The sequence below is a fragment of the Streptomyces sp. NPDC046939 genome, from assembly GCF_040644575.1.
Lineage (GTDB): Bacteria > Actinomycetota > Actinomycetes > Streptomycetales > Streptomycetaceae > Streptomyces.
This window is the reverse complement of sequence record NZ_JBEYWV010000006.1, coordinates 43749-62442: the sequence shown is the minus strand read 5'-3', so window position 1 is coordinate 62442 and position 18694 is coordinate 43749. Positions and strand designations below refer to the sequence as shown.

Below are 18694 nucleotides of genomic sequence, written 5' to 3'. Positions count from 1 at the left end.
TCGGACCGTTCCGGCTCCAGCGGCCCCGCGGCCGCCGGAGCAGTCAAGTGAGGAGTTCTCGTGGCGTACGGGTTGACCGCCTTCGGCACGGCGCTCGGCGAGGAGGCCGCCGTCAAGGACGTGGTGGCCGATTACACCGAGGACGTCGAGCGCGTCCTCGGATACGGATACGACCGCATCCACCGCGCCGATCCCGGCACCAGCGTCACCGACCTCGCCGTCGAGGCCGGGCGGCGGGCCCTGGCGGGGGTGAACCCGCGCGAGGTGGACCTGCTCGTCCTCGCCCTCACCGACCTCGCCGACCATCTGTACTGGGACGCGGCTGCCCGCGTCCAGTGGGAGCTCGGCCTCAGCCGGGCCGAGGCCGTCCTCGTCGACCAGGGCTGCGCGGGCGGGGTCACCGCCTTCGACACCGTCGCGGGACGCTTCGCCACCCATCCCGGCTACGACACGGCCCTGGTCGTCGGCGCCAACCGTACCGTCGAGGCGTACTGGAACCGGCTGGACACCCACTCGCTGCTGTTCTCCGACGGGGCCGCCGCCGCCCTCGCCGTACGCGACGCGCCCACCCTGCGCTGGCGGTCCTCCTACGCGGAGACGGACGGCCGGTACGCCGACTTCTTCCGGATGGACGTCGGCGGCGCCAGACAGCCCTTCGTGCCCGGCGCCGAGACACCCTCCGTACGGGACTCCTGGGACGTGGTCGAACACTTCCAGCACGACGCCGAGCGACTGGCCGCCTACGCCGAGGAGATCGACGACCGCACCGCGCGCGCCGTGCACCGGGCCTGCCGTCAGGCCGGATGCGCCGAGGAGGACCTGGCCTGGCTCCTGCTGCTCAACGACAACGCTCGGGTCCTGGCGGCGCAGGCGGAACTGATCGGGATACCGCTGGAGCGCACCAACACCCGGCTGGCGCGCCGCCACGGCCACTTCGGCGCCGCCGACCACCTGTTCTCCCTCGCCCGCACGTACGAGGCCGGGGAGTTGTCGCACGGGGATCTCGTGGCCCTCGCGACCAACGGCCGGGGCATGCACTGGGCGTGCGCGATCCTCCAGTGCTGACCACGGCCCGGCCCCGTCCGGGGAGCCCTCTCCCGCCACCGAACAGATCGGAGTGACACGCTATGAGCCGTCAACCCGCCCGGCGCGCCAGGACGGCCGCCGCGCTGGTCTGCGCCTGCCTCGGGCTGATGTCCTGCGGGGCCGAACCCGACTCGGCCGTGCGGGCCTCCGACGCGGCCGACACCCCCGCGTGCAAGGTGCTGCGGCCGCTGGCCGTCGAATTCGGCCTCGGAGAGCCCTCGGTGAGCCAGATGTCCGGGGAAGGCTGTACCGCACACAGCCACGAGTTCGGCACCCTCACCGTGCTGCTGCGGGACCGGCCGCTGGAGGACACGGCCACCGGGCAGGGCAAACGGAGCACGATGCGCTTCAGCGACCACGACGCCGTGATGCTGATGGGTTCGCTGGACGGCGTCTGCAAGATGTTCCTGGACACGGGGGAGAAGAACACCGTGGAACTGCGGCTCGGCCGGACCACGGCGATGACCCCGCAGGTGTGCACCTCGCTCAAGAAGGCGACGGCGAAGGTGGCCGACGGGCTCGCCGCGCAGTCGGCGGCCTCCGCGTCCGGCTGACCGGACCGAAGGAAACCGGGGGTGGCGCCGAACGCGCCACCCCCGGTCGCATGTGCCGCACGGCTCTGCGCCGTACGGTGTCACGCACCGCCTCACTCCAGCGTTCGGGTGGTGGCGGCCAGGGATGCCTCTCCGAGTGAGGCGACCCCGAGCGCGGGCGGTCGTGAGCCGTCCGGTCCGTCGGCCGCCGGCCCCGGCAGGCCCTGGCTGCGGTCGATGACCCGGACCGTCGCCGGCCCCGCACCCAGCTCCAGCTCCAGTTCCGCGCCCCGCGCCGGCACATGACGGACCCACAGCTCCCACGGGGCGTCACCGGCCGGGTCGTCGGCGTGCTGACCGGCCACCCCGGACAGGGACCAGCCGCGGACGTCGGCCCCGCTGACGAGAACCACCAGATGGTCGGCGCCCCGCCTGGACGCCGCCGTCACCCTGACCCGCCGTCCGCCGTCCGCCGTGTCCGAGACGACCCTCGTGGTGACCCGTGGGCCGGGCAGCGGGTACGCCTCGGCCGGGCCCCGCCGGACCGGCACCCGCCAGCCCGGCCAGAGATCCGCCACCGAGCCGCGCCCGGCGTCCGCGGGCAGGAAGTCGTCGCTCCAGTCATCCGCCGGGGCCCCGCTGATCCAGTGGCCCGTTCGCCGGTCCGCGTCCCACAGGTACAGAAGGTCGGCCCGTACCGCTTCCTCGGGTTCGCGGGGCAGCAGCGCGGTGCCCGCCAGCACGGCCGTCGCCACCACGGCGGCGGTCACCGGCAGCAGCCGCGGCAGGACCGGCAGCACCCCCGGCAGCAGCGCCGTGAGCAGTGCCGCCACGGCCACCGGCGCGGCCACGAGGCCCAGGCCCAGAGCGTTCGTGAGCAGCGGCACAAGCGGGAACACCAGCAGGGCGGCCGGTACCGTGCCCAGGGCGGCGGCCGCCACCCGGCCCGCCGCCGTCGCCCCGGCCCGCGAGGTGAGCACAGCGGCGGCGGAGAGCAGCCCCATCGTCGGCCAGACGAACACATGGCTGCCGCCGGGCAGCAGCACCGCCGACGCAACGGACAGGACGATCCACAGCAGCACGGCCCCCGCCACCTGTGCCGCGGCGTCGGCCCACCGCTTGGCGATCAGCGCGAGCGCGCAGCCGACGGTCAGGGTGAGCGACAGGAACCCGATGAGGGCCGCGTCGTGATCACCGATGTCGTAGTAGTGGGCGAACTCGGGGTGCCCCGACGCGACCACGGGCGCCAGGCCGAACGCGGCCCCGGCGGCGAGCACCAGCTGCCCGAGGGCGACAGCGAACCCCCGCAGGACGGCGCCCACGGTGAGCGTGCCGCGCGTCCGCAGCCGCAGCAGCAGCGCCAGACCGAGCCCGGCCGTCGCCAGCGCGGCGGGCAGCGCCGCGCCCAGCGGGTAGGAGACGGACCATCCGCCCGCCCGGAAGTACGCGGAGTCCCCGGCCGGGGTGTGCGTCAGGTCGGCCGAGGCGAGTGCGCGGGCCAGACCGAGGGCCTGCTCTCCCTGGTGCTGGACGGTGTCCGGGTCCACCCGGACCGGGGTGTCACCGGCGCCGTGGTAGTGGGTGTAGCCGTCGAGGTAGGCCAGGTTCAGGCCCTGATGCCCGGCTTCCTGGAACACGGTGAAGTCGGTGAGGTTGGGCATGTAGCGGTACGCGGCGTCCAGCAGCGAGTCGGCTCGCGCGTGCGGCGCCGACCCGGTCAGGGTCCGCACCAGCCAGTCGGCGTCCGGTCCCGTCTCGAACATCAGGCTGGGGCCCTTGCTGCCTCTGGCCTCGAAGTTGAGGACCACCGCGTCGGGTGGCAGCGTCCCCGCTCCGGCCACCAGGGCCTGCGCGCCGAGCAGTCCGCTCTCCTCGGCGTCGGTGAACACGAAGAGGACGTCGTTGCGCGGGGGCGGCCCCTCCAGCAGCGCACGGGCCGTCTCAAGGAGCACCGACACCGGGACCCCGGCGTCGTTGGCGCCGGGGCCCGCCTCGGTGGAGTCGTAGTGGGTGACCAGCGCGACCGGCCGGGTGCTCGCGGTGCCGGGAACGCGGGCGACCACGTTCCGCAGCCGCAGGTCGGCGTAGCGGGAGTCGGCGCCGATGGGGGAGAGGTCCGGACGGTGGGAGGCCGCCGCCCCGGTGTGCACCCGCGTGTTGAGGCCCAGCGCGGTGAGGGTGCGGACGATGTACTGCCGGGCCCGGGTGTGCGCGGCGGAGCCGCTGGGCCGGGGGGCGGTGGCGATCTCCCGTACGTGCGTGGCGGCGCGGGCCGCCGAGAAGGTGTCGGCCGGCGCGTCCGGCCCGAGGGCGGCGGGCATCCTGCTGTTCCAGGCGACCAGGGAGAGACAGAGTGCGGTGAAGACGGCGACGGCGGCCGGGAAGACCCAGCGCCCACCGGTGGTGCGCTGACCGGGGCCGTCGTGGCCCTCCTCACCAGGGCGTGCATCGCTCGGGCGGGCGGCGGTGGACCCGTTCCGGTTCTCGGGGCGGGAGCCGCCCGCCCCGCCGTCATACCGCCTGAGTGCCATAGACCGAGCACTCCTCGTCCGGCCGGAGGGCTCCGAGCTCCGTCGCGGCGCGTTGCCGGGCGTGGTCGCGCACCAGCGGATTGAACGAGTAGAGGGGGCCGTCCGGCGCCCGGTGCTGGGCGACCGTGAGCAAGTGCGCGTTGACCAGGGTGTCCAGCAGCCGTTGGGTGTCCTCGCCGGGGCGGTCGGAGACGGCGGAGGCCATCCACTCCGGGACGGCGTCCACGTCGCACATGCTGAGCCGGAGCCACAACCGGTAGGCGAGCGGCGACAGCTGCTCCACGGTCGAGTCGAGCCGTGCCCCCATGTCCAGGGAGCCGATGGAGAGTTCGGCGATCCGGTCCTCCTGCGTCGCCAGGCGGCCGGTGAAGCTGCGCAGGGTGCAGTGGGGGCGGGCCCGCAGCCGCGCCCCGGCGGCCCGGATGGCGAGCGGCAGGTGTCCGCAGAGCTGGACGATCCGCCGGGCGCTGTCGACCTCGGCGAACACACGCTCCACACCCGCCAGGGAAGCGAGCAGGTCCAGTGCCTCGTCGGTGGGCAGCCCGTCGACGTGGTACTCGATCAGGCCGGGGATCTTCAGGAGACTCGCCCGGCCGGTGCACAGGACCGCGCTCTCGCCGCTGGGCAGCAGCGTCTCGTAACGCGTGGACTCCGCCACGTCGTCCAGGACGATCAGCAGCCGTTTGCTGGCGGTGATGCTGCGGAACAGCGCGGCACGGGCGGCGAGGCCCGCGGGGATGCGCTGTTCCGGCACCCCTAACGCGTCGAGGAAGCCGTTCAGCACTTCCTGCGGGTGCACGGGGTCGGTGTGCCCGCGCAGGTCGGCGTAGAGCTGACCGTCGGGGAAGTGCTGCTGCAGGGCGAGACCCGCGTGGATCGCGAGGGCGGTCTTGCCGGCGCCGCCGCATCCCGCCAGCGCCACCACGCGGGGTTCGCCGCCCGCGCGCAGGTCCGAGGTGATGCGCTGGAGCAGGTCGCGCCGCCCGGTGAAGTCCTTGGTGCGGGGCGGTAGTTGCGCCGGTGTCTTGGCGCCCGACCAGGGCTGGTGCGCCACGACGGCGGGCGGCGGGGCGATCGGCTCACCGGCCAGGATCTTCTGGTGCAGTTCCTGAAGTCCCGTGCTCGGCTCAAGGCCGAGATTATTGATCTGGGCCAGGCGGCTGTTGCGGTAGACGGCCAGCGCCTCCGCGCGGCGCTGGGACTGATACAGCGCGGTCATCAACTGGGCGCACAGCCGCTCGCGCATCGGATATTCGGCGACCAGCGGTTTGAGTTCGCTGATGAGTTCCGCGTGCCGGTTGAGGGTCAGCCCGATGTCGAGCCATTCCTCGAGGACGGAGAAGCGACGCTCCTCCCAGTGGGCGGCCACCGCGTAGGTCAGCGGCCCGGAGATGTCGGCGAGCGGCTGGCCACGGTAGAAGGCGAGCGCCCGCTGGTATTCGGCGGAGGCGGACTCCAGGTCGCCGGCGGCCGTCAGCTTCCGGGCTCGGCGCACCGCTTTCTCGAACGCGTGTGCGTCGAGATCCTCTTCGTCGAGCCGTATGCGATATCCGCCCTGTTCGGTCTCTATCAGGTCGACCGGCGCACCGGCCGCTGCGAATGCGTTCCGCAGCCGCCAGACGCAGGTCTGAATCTGCTTGTCCGCCGTGGCGGGCGGGGCGGAACGCCAGACGGCGTCGATGAGTGAATTCACCGGGACGACGCGGTTCGCATTGAGCAGTAACGCTGCCAGAACAGTCAACTGTCTGTTTCGGCCCACGCGAATCGGCTTACCGCGGACGGCTGCTTCCAACGGCCCGAGAATGCGAAAGAAAACATCGCGGACGTTGCCCTCGTTCCCCTCGTTCGGACGACCTTTGTCGAGAGATGAAAAACCATTGCGGAGCGGCAAGATCATCCTCCAGGTGACGGACTTATCGCAGCCAATGGGGAACCCTACAGAGCTCCACTTGTCGTGTCTATACCCAACCCGAACGCCATTATTGGTTTCCCTTGGACGAGTCTTTACAGTAGCGCTGTAAAGGATTGAACTGCGCCATGAGCGAGGGAGAATGGCTGGAACGGAACGGTTTACGGAAAATGATTGTCACCCATGCCCGTTCGGGCATCGGCCGTGCCCGTACGGTGGGGAACCGACATGGTCCGAAGAGCCAGTGCGTCCACTTTCCCGCCCGGTGTTCGCGGAAGGCGCGGCACTATGGCGATGCGATGAGGGCGCATCTGCTCCGGTACCGACTCGGCGATTTTCCCCTGCAACTCAGGCACGGTCACAGGGGATCCCAACACCACGAAAGCGACGAGTTGTTCGGCCGGGCCCTCCTGTCGCAGCAGCACCGCGCACTCGGTGACGGCCGGATGTCTGCGGACCGCCGCCTCGACCTCACCCAGCTCGATCCGGAATCCGCGCACCTTCACCTGGTGGTCCACCCGGCCCAGGATGCGCAGCCGGCCGTCCTGCCCCCACAGCCCGCGGTCCCCCGTCCGGTACAGCCGCTCGCCGGGCCGGTACGGGTCGGGCAGGAACCGCTCGGCCGTCAGCGCCGCACGGCCGTGATAGCCGCGGGCGACCCCCGGCCCGCCGAGCCAGATCTCGCCCGGCACCCCGGTCGGGACCGGCCGCAGCCCGCCGTCGAGGATGTACGCCTGGTATCCGGGCACCGGACGGCCGATCGGGATGCCCGCGCCGGTCGCCTCCGCCGGACCGCAGCGGTGCGTGGTGGCCCACACCGCGCACTCTGTCGGCCCGTAGTCGTTGAACAGCGGCGCCTGCGGGCACAGCCGCAGATGCTCGGCGACGATCTCCGGGCCGAGCGGCTCCCCGCCCACGGCCACCATCGAAAGCCGGCCGAGCGCCTCCCGGTCCGCGACCTGGAGCACGATCCGGTAGTGCGAGGGCACGGCGTGGACATGGGTGACGGCGGCGGACTCCAGCAGCTTCCGCAGCGCCATCGGGTCGTGTGCCTCGTGCTCGGTGGGCAGTACCACCGCGCCTCCGGAGGTCAGCGCCCAGAACATGCCGCCCGCCGCCCCGTCGAAGCACAGCGGCGGCAGAACGAGGTCCCGGCCGGGCGGCGGCCCGGCCACCTCACGGGCCGCCGTGGACGCCACGATCGCCCGGTGATGCACGCCGATGCCCTTGGGCGTCCCGGTGGAACCGGAGGTGTAGATGACGTACGCCAGGTCGTCGGGGGTGACCGGGACGTCCAGCGGGGTGCCGGGCAGCCCGGCCGCCTCCCCGCTCGCGAGCACCGGCACCCGCACCGCGTACTCCGGCTCCCGGCCGGCGAGCAGCACCATGGCCCCCGAGTCGGCGAGGATGCGCCGGACGCGCTCGGGCGGATACGTCGGCTCGATCGGGACGTAGGCGGCACCGGCCTTCAAAGTGCCCAGCATCGCGGTCACCGACCAGGCCGCGCGCTCGGTCAGCAGCGCCACGAGTGCTCCGGGGCCGACCCCGGCCGCGCGCAGCAGGCGGGCCACCCGGTTGGCGTCCTCGTCCAGCCGTCCGTAGGTCAGCTCGGTCTCCCCGCACAGCACGGCCGGCGCGTCCGGGGTCCGCGCGGCGTGCTCCTCGACCAGCGTGTGCAGGCAGACGGCGGGAACAGCCGCCTCGGCACCGCGCGACCACTCGGCGAGCGCGGCCCGCTCCGCCGCCCCGGCGGCGACGATCCCGTGCACCGGCCGGTCGTCGAGCAGTTCCTCCAGGACGGCGAGCAGCCGTGCGGCGAACGTGGCGACGGCGCCTTCCTCGTACAGACCGGTGTCGTAGTCCATCCGCAGCCGCTCGTCCTCCAGCAGGACCAGCAGCCCGTGGTGGGCCACCGAGTCCGGCGGCCGGACCGCCGACACGGTGTACGCGCCGACCCGTTCCGGCTCCGATGCTGCGCACGGGGACACCGCGAGCGCCGCGTGGAATCCGGGGTGGACCGGCACGCCCGAGGCGAGCGCGTGACCGCCCGCGCGCAGGGCGACGGTCCCGGACACGTTCTCGGCCACCTTCGGGGCGACCGCCACGGGTGTGTCGGACGCGACGACGATCCCCGTACCGGGCGCGCCGCCGCATCGGACCAGCAGCACCGCCAGGGCCACGGCCAGCGACGCCTCCACCGGTACACCGGCGGAGCGCAGCAGCGCGGGGGCCCGCCCGGCCGGGACCCGCACCGTTCCCGCGTACCCGGAGGCCCGGTCACCGCCCGCCGGCAGACCCGTCGGTCCGTGTCCGGCGGCCCCGGACTGCCCGTCCGCGGGCCCGGGGGCCGCCCGTGACAGGCCCTCAGGCCCCGTGCCGGCCGCCGGGAACAACGCGTCGTCCGTCAGCAGCCACCGCATCACCGCAGCCGGGGGCAGCGCGTCCTCGGCGACCACCACCAGAAGGGACCGCTCCTCATCGAGTGGGGCCAGCAACACGCGGCACGGGCCCGGTTCCGCCTCGGCGGCGGCCGCCTCTTCACGGATCAGCCCGCCCCACTCCGCACGGTCCGTCCCGACGCTCCCCGGCCCGAGCGTCGTGAGCGGAACCTCCTGCCCGCTGCCCGCGATCCGGACGCGCAGCGCCCCCGGATCGAGCGGGCCGTCGACCACCCAGCAGCCGGCGGTGAGACCGGCGCGGCCGCCCGCGGGCACGTCGGCCTGTCCGGCCGGAGGACCATGCAGCGGGCCGGCCGCCGGGACAGGCGTGCGCAGGGACCGGGGCACGGGCGACGCGGGCATGTTGGTTCCCTTCACATGTGCTGTCGTGGTGAGGCGACCGGACGGGGTCCCGCCCGGTCGCCCCGGTGTGTTCATCAGCCGTCAGAGCAGCACGCGCTCCGCCGGCGACTTCCGGTGGGCCCGCGACCTGCGCAGGTCCCGCGTGACGACCGCCTTCTTCAGCCAGCGGTCCGTGCCGTCGAACCGGGCCTTGAACGCGGCTCTGCCGTGCACCACCCGGTAGTTGTCGACCACCAGAAGGTCACCGGGGCCCAGCACCACGTCGGTGAGGTTCCGCTGCAGCTCCGCGGTGAGCGCCTCCAGCGCCGCAGCCGCCTCCGCATCACCCGGCAGCGGCGACATGAACGCCGGGTCGATCCGCAGGTACGGCCGGTCCGGGTGCCCGAACAACACGGCGCACGGCTCCGGTTCGTCCTGCATCAGCTGCACCGCGTGCGGGCTTCCACGGTCCGCGGTGAGCGTCCGGGCGTGCCGGAGGTGCTCGGTGTCCGGCCGGATCAGGAACCGGGGCAGGCTCAGCACCTTCCGGTGCTCGTCGGCGAGCACCACCTCGTCCACCCCGGCCACGCCGGTGGCCACCGCGTCATGGTTCCGCAGCCCCAGCAGGAGCAGATAGTCGCAGCGGTACGGGTGGAAACCGTCCTCCGTGTGCCAGGCCAGCTCCACCGTGCCGTGACCGCTCTGGTCGTTCTCGTGCGACGGCACGGGCAGTACGTCGTGCACCAGCCGCCCGTTCTGGAGCGTCGACCAGCCGAAGATGTCACCGAGGTGCGCCGTCGCCAGCGTCAGGAACACCTCGTGCACCTCCGACTCCGGCTCCCTCGGCGGCTCCCGCCAGTCCAGGGGGGTCGGCCCCAGCCGGCGGTCGTCCACCGGCAGGCCGCGCACCACCAGGCAGGACGCCTCCTCGGCGGTCCGGAACCGGCGCAGCTCCCGGATCAGGCGCGGGGGCATCCGGTGCGCCACCAGCGACAGGTCGTCCAGCAGGGACGGGGCAGTGCTCGCCCCGTGGTCCCGCAGGACCGAGCGGGTCAGTTCGTCCAGCGCGGCTCCCTCGGCCGCGTCCAGGTCCACGTAACGGATCATCGCTCATCGGCTCCCGGTCGGTCCCTGCGGGACGACGACGTCCTCGGGCGCGGGCAGGTAGCCGCCGTCGACCAGGAACCGGAAGCAGGCGTGGGCCCACTCCTCGTTCACCGGCGGGCAGCTGATGCCCGACCCCTCGAGAGCCTCGGTCAGCACCCGGCACTCGTCCTGCGGGTCGATCTGCTTCTGCAGTTCCGGGTCGAGCGCGGCGTGTCGCATCGAGGCGACCCGCAGCAGCGGGGTCATCGGGAACAGGACGTGGTCCTCGTCGACGTTCAGCGCCTGCTGCCGGGCCTCCTCCTCGTCGATGACGTTGAGGTCGTAGCCGAACGACCGCAGCCACTGGTAGCACTGCGTCATCGTGGTGGGCGCCGGGTTGGTGATGTTGAAGTTCTTGCCGAAGTTCTCCTCCCGCAGCGAGGTGTGGACGATGGCCTGTGCCGTGAAGTCCACCGGCACCGCGTTGATGACATCGTTGTAGAGGGGCAGCACCCCGAGGTCGAGGAAGCCCCGCAGGTACACGTAGAGGTAGTCGGTGTGGTGCGAGGCGCCCGTCTGCGTGTGGCCGGTGATCATCCACGGCCGCTGCACGGTCACCGGGATGCCCCGGTCACGGGCCAGGTAGACGATCCGCTCGGCCAGCCACTTGCTGCGCGGGTAGCCGGTGGGTATGCGGATCGGACGGCTGTCCAGGTCCTCCTCGGTGAACGGCCGCTCCGCCCCGGTACCCATGAACACGTCCACGCTGGACACGAAGTGGACCGACTTGAGCGTCGTGGTCGTGGCGAGCCGCAGCACCTCCTTGGTGCCCTCGACGTTGGCCGGCCGGGCGGCCTCGTACGGGTAGGTGAAGTTGACCACCGCGCCGCTGTGGTAGATGACGTCCAGCTCGGCCGCGGCGGCGGCGAACTCCCCGTCGCCCAGGCCGAGTCGCGGCTTGGCCAGGTCGCCGACCACCATCCGCATCCGGGACCGGTAGGACTCGTCCCACGCGTGGTACTTGCGGAGCGTGGCCTCCATCCGCTCCCAGGCCTCCTCCTCGTTCTCCGCCCGGACCAGGCAGTGCACGAGCGCGTCCGTGCGCAGGATCAGCTCCACCGCCAGGAACGCGCCCAGATATCCGGTCGCGCCCGTGACCAGCGCGTGGCGCGGCGCGAACCACTCCGAGTGCGGCAGATCGCCGGGGGCGATCTCCTCGGGCAGCGTGATCTCCGCGTGCAGCTCCTCGAGCTGCTGCGCGTACAGGACCTCGCTGTCCACGTTGTCCCGCTGCCGCCGGTCCTCCTCGATGGCCGCGGCGACGCCGGCCACCGTGGGCACCCGGAAGATCTGCTCGACCGGCAGCGTCACGTCGTGCGTCCGGGAGAGCTGCGCGGTCAGCCGCGCCACCAGCAGCGAGTTCCCGCCGAGCTCGAAGAAGTCGGCCACCGCGCTGACCTTGGAGACGCCCAGGAGCGAGCAGAACGTCTCCGCGATCTCCGCCTCCAGCTGCGTCCCCGGCTCCACGAAGTCCTCGATGCCGAGGTCCGGGGCGGGCAGCGCGGCCGTGTCGATCTTGCCGTTCGGGGTGAGCGGCATGCGCTCCAGCGTCACGAACGCGCTGGGCACCATGTAGTCCGGCACCTGCGCCAGCACATGCTTGATCAGGGTCTCCTTGGTCACCACCCGGCCGACGACGGGGACCACATACGCCACCAGGCGCGGCACGCCCGGCTGGTCCTCGCGGGCGATCACCGAGGTCTCGGCGACCAGCGGGTGGCGCAGCAGGACGTTCTCGATCTCGGTCAGCTCGATCCGGAAGCCGCGGATCTTGACCTGGGTGTCGGCCCGGCCCAGGAACTCGATGCTGCCGTCCTGCCGGTAGCGGGCGAGGTCCCCCGTCCGGTACAGCCGGGCGCCGGGCTCCTCGGAGAACGGGTCGGGCAGGAAGCTGCCGGCCGTCATCCCCGGCCGCTTGACGTAGCCGCGGACCACGCCACCGCCCCCGATGTACAGCTCACCGGGGACACCGGGCGGCACCGGGTTGAGCCGCTTGTCCAGCAGATGGATCCGGGTGTTGGGGATCGGGCGGCCGATCGGCACGCGGCCGGACCCGGCGTCCTCGGCGGTCACCGGGTGCACCGACGCCCACACGGTCGCCTCGGTGGGACCGTACTCGTTGAACAGGGCCACGCCGGGGGAGCGCCGCCGGTGCGCCTCGACCAGGCTGGGTGGCAGCACCTCACCGGCCAGCACGGTCGTGCGCACGGAGGGGAACGGCTCGGGCTCGGTCTCCAGCAGCACCGAGTACTGCGAAGGCACCCCGTCGACATGGGTGACGCCCTTGTCCCGGATCAGCGCACCGAGCAGCCGAGGGTCCAGCACCTCCGCCTCGGAGGGCACGACGACGGTGCCGCCGCGCATCAGCGTCCAGTACAGACCGCCGCCCGACGCGTCGAACGTGAACGGGGCCAGCACCAGGTAGCGCTCCGGCAGCCCCGGCTCCTCCAGGATCGAACGGGCCAGTGTGGAGTGCGTGATCTGCCGGTGCTCCACCGCCACGCCCTTCGGACGGCCGGTGGACCCCGAGGTGTAGATGACGTAGGCCAGGTTGTCCGGCTCGATCTCCACGGCCGGCCGTGTCACCGGGCCGTCCGGATCGGCGGTCGGCACCGCCACCCGCTCCAGGTCCGCCGCCTTGCCTTCGAGCCCGTCCAGCGTCGCCCGGTCGCCGACGAGCACGCGGATCCCGGCCTCCTCCGCGATCGACGCGATGCGGTCCGCCGGGTACGAGGGGTCCAGCGGCACGTACGCGCCACCCGTCTTCAGCACACCCAGCAGCGCGACCATCGTGTGCACCGAGCGGTCGGCCAACACGCCGACCAGGGACTCCGGGCCCGCGCCGAGTCCGGCGAGCCGTGCGGCCAGCGCCTCGGCCCGTGCCTCCATGGAGGCGTAACTCAGCTCCGCCGTGCTCGACGTGAGCGCCGGTGCGTCCGGACGCGACGCGGCGGCCTCCGCCACCAGCTCGTGCAGCAGCCGGGGCCCGGTGCGCTCGGTCGCCGTGGCGTTCCACGCCTCCAGCCGCTCCCGGTCCCGCCCGGACAGCAGCGACAGGTCGGACAGCGGACGGTCGGGCTCCGCGGTCGCGGAGTCCAGGAGCAGCAGCATCCGGTCCAGGAACTGCTCGACGGTCGCCCGGTCGAACAGCGAGGTGTTGAAGTGGGCCCGCAGCGACAGTTCCCCGTCGCGGCGCACCGCGTACAGGTCGATGTCGTGCGGGGTCCACGTCACCGGCAGGTCGAGCCGCCGGGCGGTGACTCCGGGCAGCTCCCGGCGGCTCCACTCCTCCTCGAAACCGAACAGCACCTGGAACAGCGGGGTGCGGCTGAGGTCGCGCGGCGGGTGCGCCGCCTCCACGATCTGCTCGAACGGCAGCCGGGCGTGCTCCAGGGCTTCGTCCAGGGCGGAGTCGGCCCGCCCCAGCAGCGTGGCCAGGGATTCACCGGCGTCCAGATCGAAACGCACGGGCAGGGTGTTCTCCAACGGGCCGATCAGGTCCTCGGCGCCCTCCTGCCACGACGGCGGCACGGGCACACCGACGGCGAACGTGCGCTGCTCGGCGTGGCGGGACAGCACCGCGGCGCAGCCGGCGAGCAGCAGCCGGGACAACCGCCGTCCCGTACCGGACGTGAACGCCTCGAACCGGTCCCGCAGTTCCTGCGGCACGGGCACCGTCACCACGTCCGCGTCGATGGTCTTCACCGGCGGCCTCGGCCGGTCGGTGGGCAGCTCGAGGGCGCTCAGCCCGGACGTACGGTCGCGCCAGTACTCGATGTCCTTCTCGGCGTCGTCGCCGGTCAGCCAGGCGCGCTGGGCGGCGGCCAGGGCCTGCGGCTCGGCGGACGGCCCGGTCGCCCCCTCCTCGTTCCCGCCGAGCAGATGCGCGTACCCGGTGAGCACCTCGTCCGTGAACAGCCGCACCGAGCGCCGGTCGGCCACGAGCTGGTGGACCGTCAGCAGGAGGACGTGGTCCTCCTCGCCGAGCCGCAGCAGGCTCGCCCGCACCAGCGGGCCCTGTGCCAGGTCGAACCGGCGGCGCGTCTCGGAGGCCGCTATGCGCGCCAGCTCCTCGTCGAGGCGGTCCGGGTCCACCTGGACCACCGGCAGTCGCAGCGACGCCACCGGCCTGACGGTGGCCAGCGGGTGGCCGTCCACCGTGCGGAAGGTGGTACGCAGCACCTCGTGGCGCTGCACGGCCGTCGACAGCGCCTGCTGGAGCACGGCCGCGTCGGTCCGGCCGGTCAGCCGCACGGCGACGCTCGTCTGCCAGGGCCGCTTCTCGTCCAGCTGGATCAGCAGCCACAACCGGCGCTGCTCAAGTGTCAGGTTACTGGCGACGTTCGCGGAGGTGTCCAGGAGGCCCGCCAGGAGCGCGCGCTTCTCCTCGGACGTCAGGGAACTGATCTCGTGCTGCCCGCTCATTCGGTGGACTCCCGTCCTAGTGTCGGATGCGATCAGGCGGAGCGTTCGCGGACCGAACGCGGACGCATGTCGGTCCACACCCGCTCGATGTGCTTGAGGCATTCCTGCTTGGTGCCGGCCGGGCCGGCGGCGGCCCAGCCCGCGGGCACCGCCCGGTCGGCGAACCAGATCGAGTACTGGTCCTGTTCGTTGACGACGACCTGGAAGACGGTGTCGGCGTCGTCGATACCCATGGGGCCTCCTCGTGGTGGGTCGGATGACCGGTTCGGATGCGCCGGTCAGTTCAGATGGCGAAGCAGCTGGTCGATCTCGTCGTCGGACATCCCGGCGAGCTGGGCGAGCAGCGCCTCGTCGGCGGTGGGTCTGCGGTCGCGCGCCCGTTCGAGTTCCTCGATGGCCGCGGCGAGTCCGGCCGGGGTCGGCAGACGGAAGAAGTCGCGCACCGGCACCTGCAGGCCGAAGTCGGCCCGGACGCGGCTCAGCATCTTGGCGGCGAGCAGGGAGTGGCCGCCAAGCGCGAAGAAGTCGGCATGCACACCGATCGCCGACAGTCCGAGCACCTCCTGGAAGAGGGAAAGGACCCGGCGCTCCACCCCGTTGCGGGGCGGCACCTGCGCCACCGCCTCGCGCGGCGCCCGCGCGGGCGGCTCCGGCAGGGCGCCCCGGTCGATTTCGCCGCTGGGGCCCAGCGGCAGTTCGTCCAGGACTCCGAGAACGGCGGGGACTTGGTGGCCGGGGAGCGCGGACCGGGCCCGGCTCCGGACGGCGGCGGTGAACGCCTCACGCTCCGCCTCGGTGCCGGTAGGGACGGTGCCGTCCGGCACCAGCCAGGCGACCAGGTGGCTCTGCCCGGCGTCCGTGGTCACGGCCGAGGCCGCCACGCCGGGGGACCCGTTGAGCACCTTCTCGACGCTCGCCGCGGGGACGGAGCGGTCCCCGGCGAACAGCCGGCCCGCACCGGGCCCGACCACCTCGAGGGCCCCGTCCCCGGCCCGGCGGCACCGCAGCCCCGCCGGCACGGCGGTGCCCGCCCCGTCCGTGACGAACAGCTCGCCGACCAGACCGGCGGGCACGGGCCTGCCCAGGACGTCCAGCACACTGCGCACCACACCGGCGGGGGCCGGCCCAAGGCGGCGCCCGCGCCCCTCGTGCAGCGGGGCGAGCGCGACCGGGGGCGCCACCACTCCCGGACCGGGGCGGCCAAGGAACACGGTGCGGCCGGTCCGTGCGAGCATGTCCACCAGATCCGGCGCCAACACCTCGCCGACGCACACCAGCCGTGCACCCGGCGGGGGTTCACAGCCCTCGGTGAGCACCCTCCGCCAGGTCGGCGGATCGGCCAGGACGAACGCTCCGGGCGGCCCCGGAGGAGCCAGCTGCACCCCTGACAGCAGCAGGCTGCGGGCGTGCGTCAACGCCATCAGCAGATCCACCGGTGACGGCGGGGAACCCCCGTCCAGCAGGACCACGTCGTCCTCCGGGGTCACCGACAGCCGGTCCGCGACGGCCGCCACCGCGGCGGCCAGCGCCCCGTGCGACAGCACCGCCCCCGCGCCGGCCGGGTCCGTGTCCTGCGCCGACCAGGCCGGCGCGTCCGGCCCCGACGGCCCGGTGTCCACCGCCGGGTCGAACCGCGGACCGGTGGTGATCAGCCAGCCGCCGTCCTCCTCCTCGGCCCGCCGCACGAAGGCGCCCTCCCGGTCGTGCCGCAGTCCGTACGCGGGCACCGCGCCGACCTCGAACACCGCGAGCACCACAGCGACCAGCGCCGCCGACGGCACCGGGGGAGTGGTCACCCGCACGTCCGGCCCTGCGATGCCCTCGGCACGCAGCCGGCCGGCCAGATCCGACGCCCACTCGCGCAACTCGCCCAGCGTCAGCACGGCGTCCGCCGATGACAGCACCACACTGTCCGCCGGACGCTCCGCGAGCAGCTCCGCCACGGTCGTCCCCGCCGCCCGCCCGGCCGCCTCCGGTTCTCCCACGGCCGGTGCGGGGGCCGCGTCGGCGGCCAGGGGCAGAGCCCCCACCGGGGCCGCCGGGTCCCGCAGCGCGTCCGTCAGCACCAGCCTGTGCAGCTCCACGATGCGGGCCGCCGTGGCCTCGTCGTACAGGCCCCGGTCGTAGTCCAGTTGCAGCCGCAGCCCGTCCCCGTCAGGCAGCACCGTCAGCCACAGGTCGAACTTGGCCGCCGTACGGTCCAGTTCCACCGGCGTCATCGTCAGACCGGGCAACCCCGCCTCCGCCGGAGGGGTGTTCGGCATGGAGAACATCACGTCGAAGAGCGGGTTGCGCTCAAGGGCGCGGGTCTGCCGCATCTCCTGCACCAGACGGTCGAACGGCATCCGGTCGTGCGAGAAGGCGCCGAGACACGCGTCCCGCACCACCGCGGCCGCCGTCCCGAACCCGCCGGACAGCGGCAGCCTGGCGCGCAGCACGAGGGTGTTCGCGAAGAACCCGACCAGCCGCTCCGCGTCCGGATGGTGGCGCCCCGCCACCGGCGTGCCCACCACGACGTCCTCCTGGCCCGTCACCCGGGCCAGCGTCGCCATGAAACCGGTGAGGAGCACCATGAACAGCGTTGCGCCGGAACTCTTGGCCAGCTCCTCCAGCGCGGCCGTCGTCACCCCGTCCAGGCGCTCCTCCACCCGTCCGCCGTCCCCGCCGCGTCCCAGTTCGCGCGGGCGGTCCACCGGCAGCTGCAACGGCGCCGTACCGGACAGCGTCCGCCGCCAGTGGGCGATCAGCGCGTCCATCCGTTCCCCGGCCAGCTGCTCGTCCAGCCAGCTGACATAGTCGGCGTACTGCACCGCCGGCTCACCGAGACCGGCCTCGCCGCGCTCGCGCAACCCGCGGTAGGCGTCGGCGAGGTCCGCGTAGAACACGTCCATCGACCAGCTGTCGCACACCAGGTGATGGATCGTCACGATCAGCGTGTGCCGGTCCGCGGCCTCGCGCACCAGGACCAGCCGAAGCAACGGCGGCGCGTCCAGCGTGAACGGCGCCGACGCCTGCTCCCGCGCCAGCGACTGCACCCGGTCCTCGACCGCACCGGGCGGCAGGCCCGCGCAGTCGACCACCGGCAGCGACACCAAAGCCTCCGGCAGCACCAGCTGGTGCGGATCGCCGTCGACCAGGCCGACCCCGGTGCGCAGGCTCTCGTGCCGCGCCACCACCGCGTTCACCGCCTGCTGGAGCAACACAACGTCCAGCTCACCCGTCAGCCGCACCGCGCTCACCACGTTGTACGCGGCGTTGCTCGACGGGTTCAGCTGGCAGACGAACCACAGACTGCGCTGCGCCGGCGCGGCCGGGAGCACGAAGTAGTCGCTGTAGTCACGTGACTCGCCGCTGCCGATACCGCCGGCGTACGAGGAACTGCTCACTGGGTTCCCGCCTCCCTCGCGGCCGATGCGCCGAGCGCAGCCCCGATGTGTGCGACGACGCTCTCCTCGTGGTCCTGGACGAAGTAGTGACCTCCGTCGAACTCGTGCACGGAACAGTCCGCCGAGGTCTGCCGGGCCCAGCCCGCGTCCCCGTCCCGCACCAGCGGGTCCCGTCTGCCGCGCAGCACCCGCACCGGCACCGGCAGCGGCGGGCCCGGAACGTACCGGTAGGTCTCCGCGAGGGTCAGATCGGCGCGGATGGTGGGCAGCATCAGCGCGACGAGCTCCTCGTACGTGGAGAGGTCCTGCGGCTCCATCCCCTCCCAGGCCCGCAGCCGCGCCAGCAGCTCCGCGTCCGGCAGATGGTGCACCCGCTCCTGGTCCGCGTACTGCGGAGCGTCCCGGCCGGACACGAACAGCGCCGACGGCAACGGCAGTTCCAGCTTCCCGAACCGCCGCAGCACCTCGAAGGCGACCAGAGCGCCCATGCTGTGCCCGTAGAACGCGTACGGCCGCCCGGTCAGCGGTGCGAGCGCCGGCGCCAGCGCGTCCACCAGCGCTGTCATCTCCAGGAACGGCCGCTCCCCGAGGCGTACCTCACGGCCCGGCAACTGCACCGCCGTGATCTTCAACGTCGACGTGTACCGCTGCCAGTTCTGGAACATCGCCGCGCTGCCCCCGGCATGCGGAAAGCACACCACTTCGCTGACCGCATCGGCGACATCGCCGAAGGATCGGAACCAGCGGGAACTCGGTCGGGTCGGGCGCACCTCTACCTCCATGAGAGATGGCGAACGCAGAACGCGAGAATGCGGTGGACCGCTGCCGGAACCGGCAACTCCCACCGGGTCACGGAGCGGAAATCAATAACCGCCGACCATATTCGTACCAGTTACCT

General features: G+C 72.9%; 10 protein-coding genes. 2 read left to right on the top strand and 8 right to left on the bottom strand.

Annotated features, from left to right (window positions below):
* Window positions 1-60 precede the first annotated feature (60 nt).
* The gene (locus ABZ877_RS08515; protein WP_361066495.1) at window positions 61-1065 is read left to right on the top strand and encodes a 3-oxoacyl-[acyl-carrier-protein] synthase III C-terminal domain-containing protein; all 1005 of its coding nucleotides are present in this window, start codon (window positions 61-63) and stop codon (window positions 1063-1065) included.
* 62 nt (window positions 1066-1127) lie between these two features.
* Complete coding sequence (locus ABZ877_RS08510; protein ID WP_361066493.1) at window positions 1128-1640, top strand: hypothetical protein; 513 nt, start codon at window positions 1128-1130, stop codon at window positions 1638-1640.
* A 92-nt stretch (window positions 1641-1732) separates the two neighbouring features.
* On the opposite strand, the gene ABZ877_RS08505 is transcribed toward ABZ877_RS08510, so the two are convergent.
* From ABZ877_RS08505 to ABZ877_RS08470, 8 genes are all read right to left on the bottom strand, one after another.
* Complete coding sequence (locus ABZ877_RS08505; protein ID WP_361066490.1) at window positions 1733-4150, bottom strand: M28 family peptidase; 2418 nt, start codon at window positions 4148-4150, stop codon at window positions 1733-1735.
* Window positions 4131-5909 carry a BTAD domain-containing putative transcriptional regulator gene (locus ABZ877_RS08500; RefSeq protein WP_361066487.1) on the bottom strand — a complete coding sequence of 593 codons (1779 nt, stop codon included), beginning with the start codon at window positions 5907-5909 and terminating at the stop codon, window positions 4131-4133. Before ABZ877_RS08500 ends, ABZ877_RS08505 begins: the two co-directional genes overlap by 20 nt.
* A gap of 311 nt (window positions 5910-6220) precedes the next feature.
* A complete protein-coding gene (locus tag ABZ877_RS08495) occupies window positions 6221-8860 on the bottom strand; it encodes an amino acid adenylation domain-containing protein (protein WP_361066484.1) in 2640 nt (879 codons plus the stop codon).
* Window positions 8861-8941: 81 nt separating this feature from the next.
* The gene (gntD, locus tag ABZ877_RS08490; protein ID WP_361066481.1) at window positions 8942-9946 is read right to left on the bottom strand and encodes a guanitoxin biosynthesis L-enduracididine beta-hydroxylase GntD; all 1005 of its coding nucleotides are present in this window, start codon (window positions 9944-9946) and stop codon (window positions 8942-8944) included.
* A gap of 3 nt (window positions 9947-9949) precedes the next feature.
* Window positions 9950-14410, bottom strand: a complete 4461-nt coding sequence (locus tag ABZ877_RS08485; RefSeq protein WP_361066478.1) for an amino acid adenylation domain-containing protein — start codon at window positions 14408-14410, stop codon at window positions 9950-9952.
* Between the two features lie 32 nt (window positions 14411-14442).
* Window positions 14443-14643, bottom strand: coding sequence for an MbtH family NRPS accessory protein (locus tag ABZ877_RS08480; RefSeq protein ID WP_361066475.1), 201 nt, complete (start codon window positions 14641-14643; stop codon window positions 14443-14445).
* Between the two features lie 45 nt (window positions 14644-14688).
* Window positions 14689-17796: a condensation domain-containing protein gene (locus tag ABZ877_RS08475; RefSeq protein WP_361066472.1), complete on the bottom strand. Its 3108-nt coding sequence runs from the start codon at window positions 17794-17796 to the stop codon at window positions 14689-14691.
* Window positions 17793-18566: an alpha/beta fold hydrolase gene (locus ABZ877_RS08470; RefSeq protein WP_361066469.1), complete on the bottom strand. Its 774-nt coding sequence runs from the start codon at window positions 18564-18566 to the stop codon at window positions 17793-17795. Before ABZ877_RS08470 ends, ABZ877_RS08475 begins: the two co-directional genes overlap by 4 nt.
* Window positions 18567-18694 lie beyond the last annotated feature (128 nt).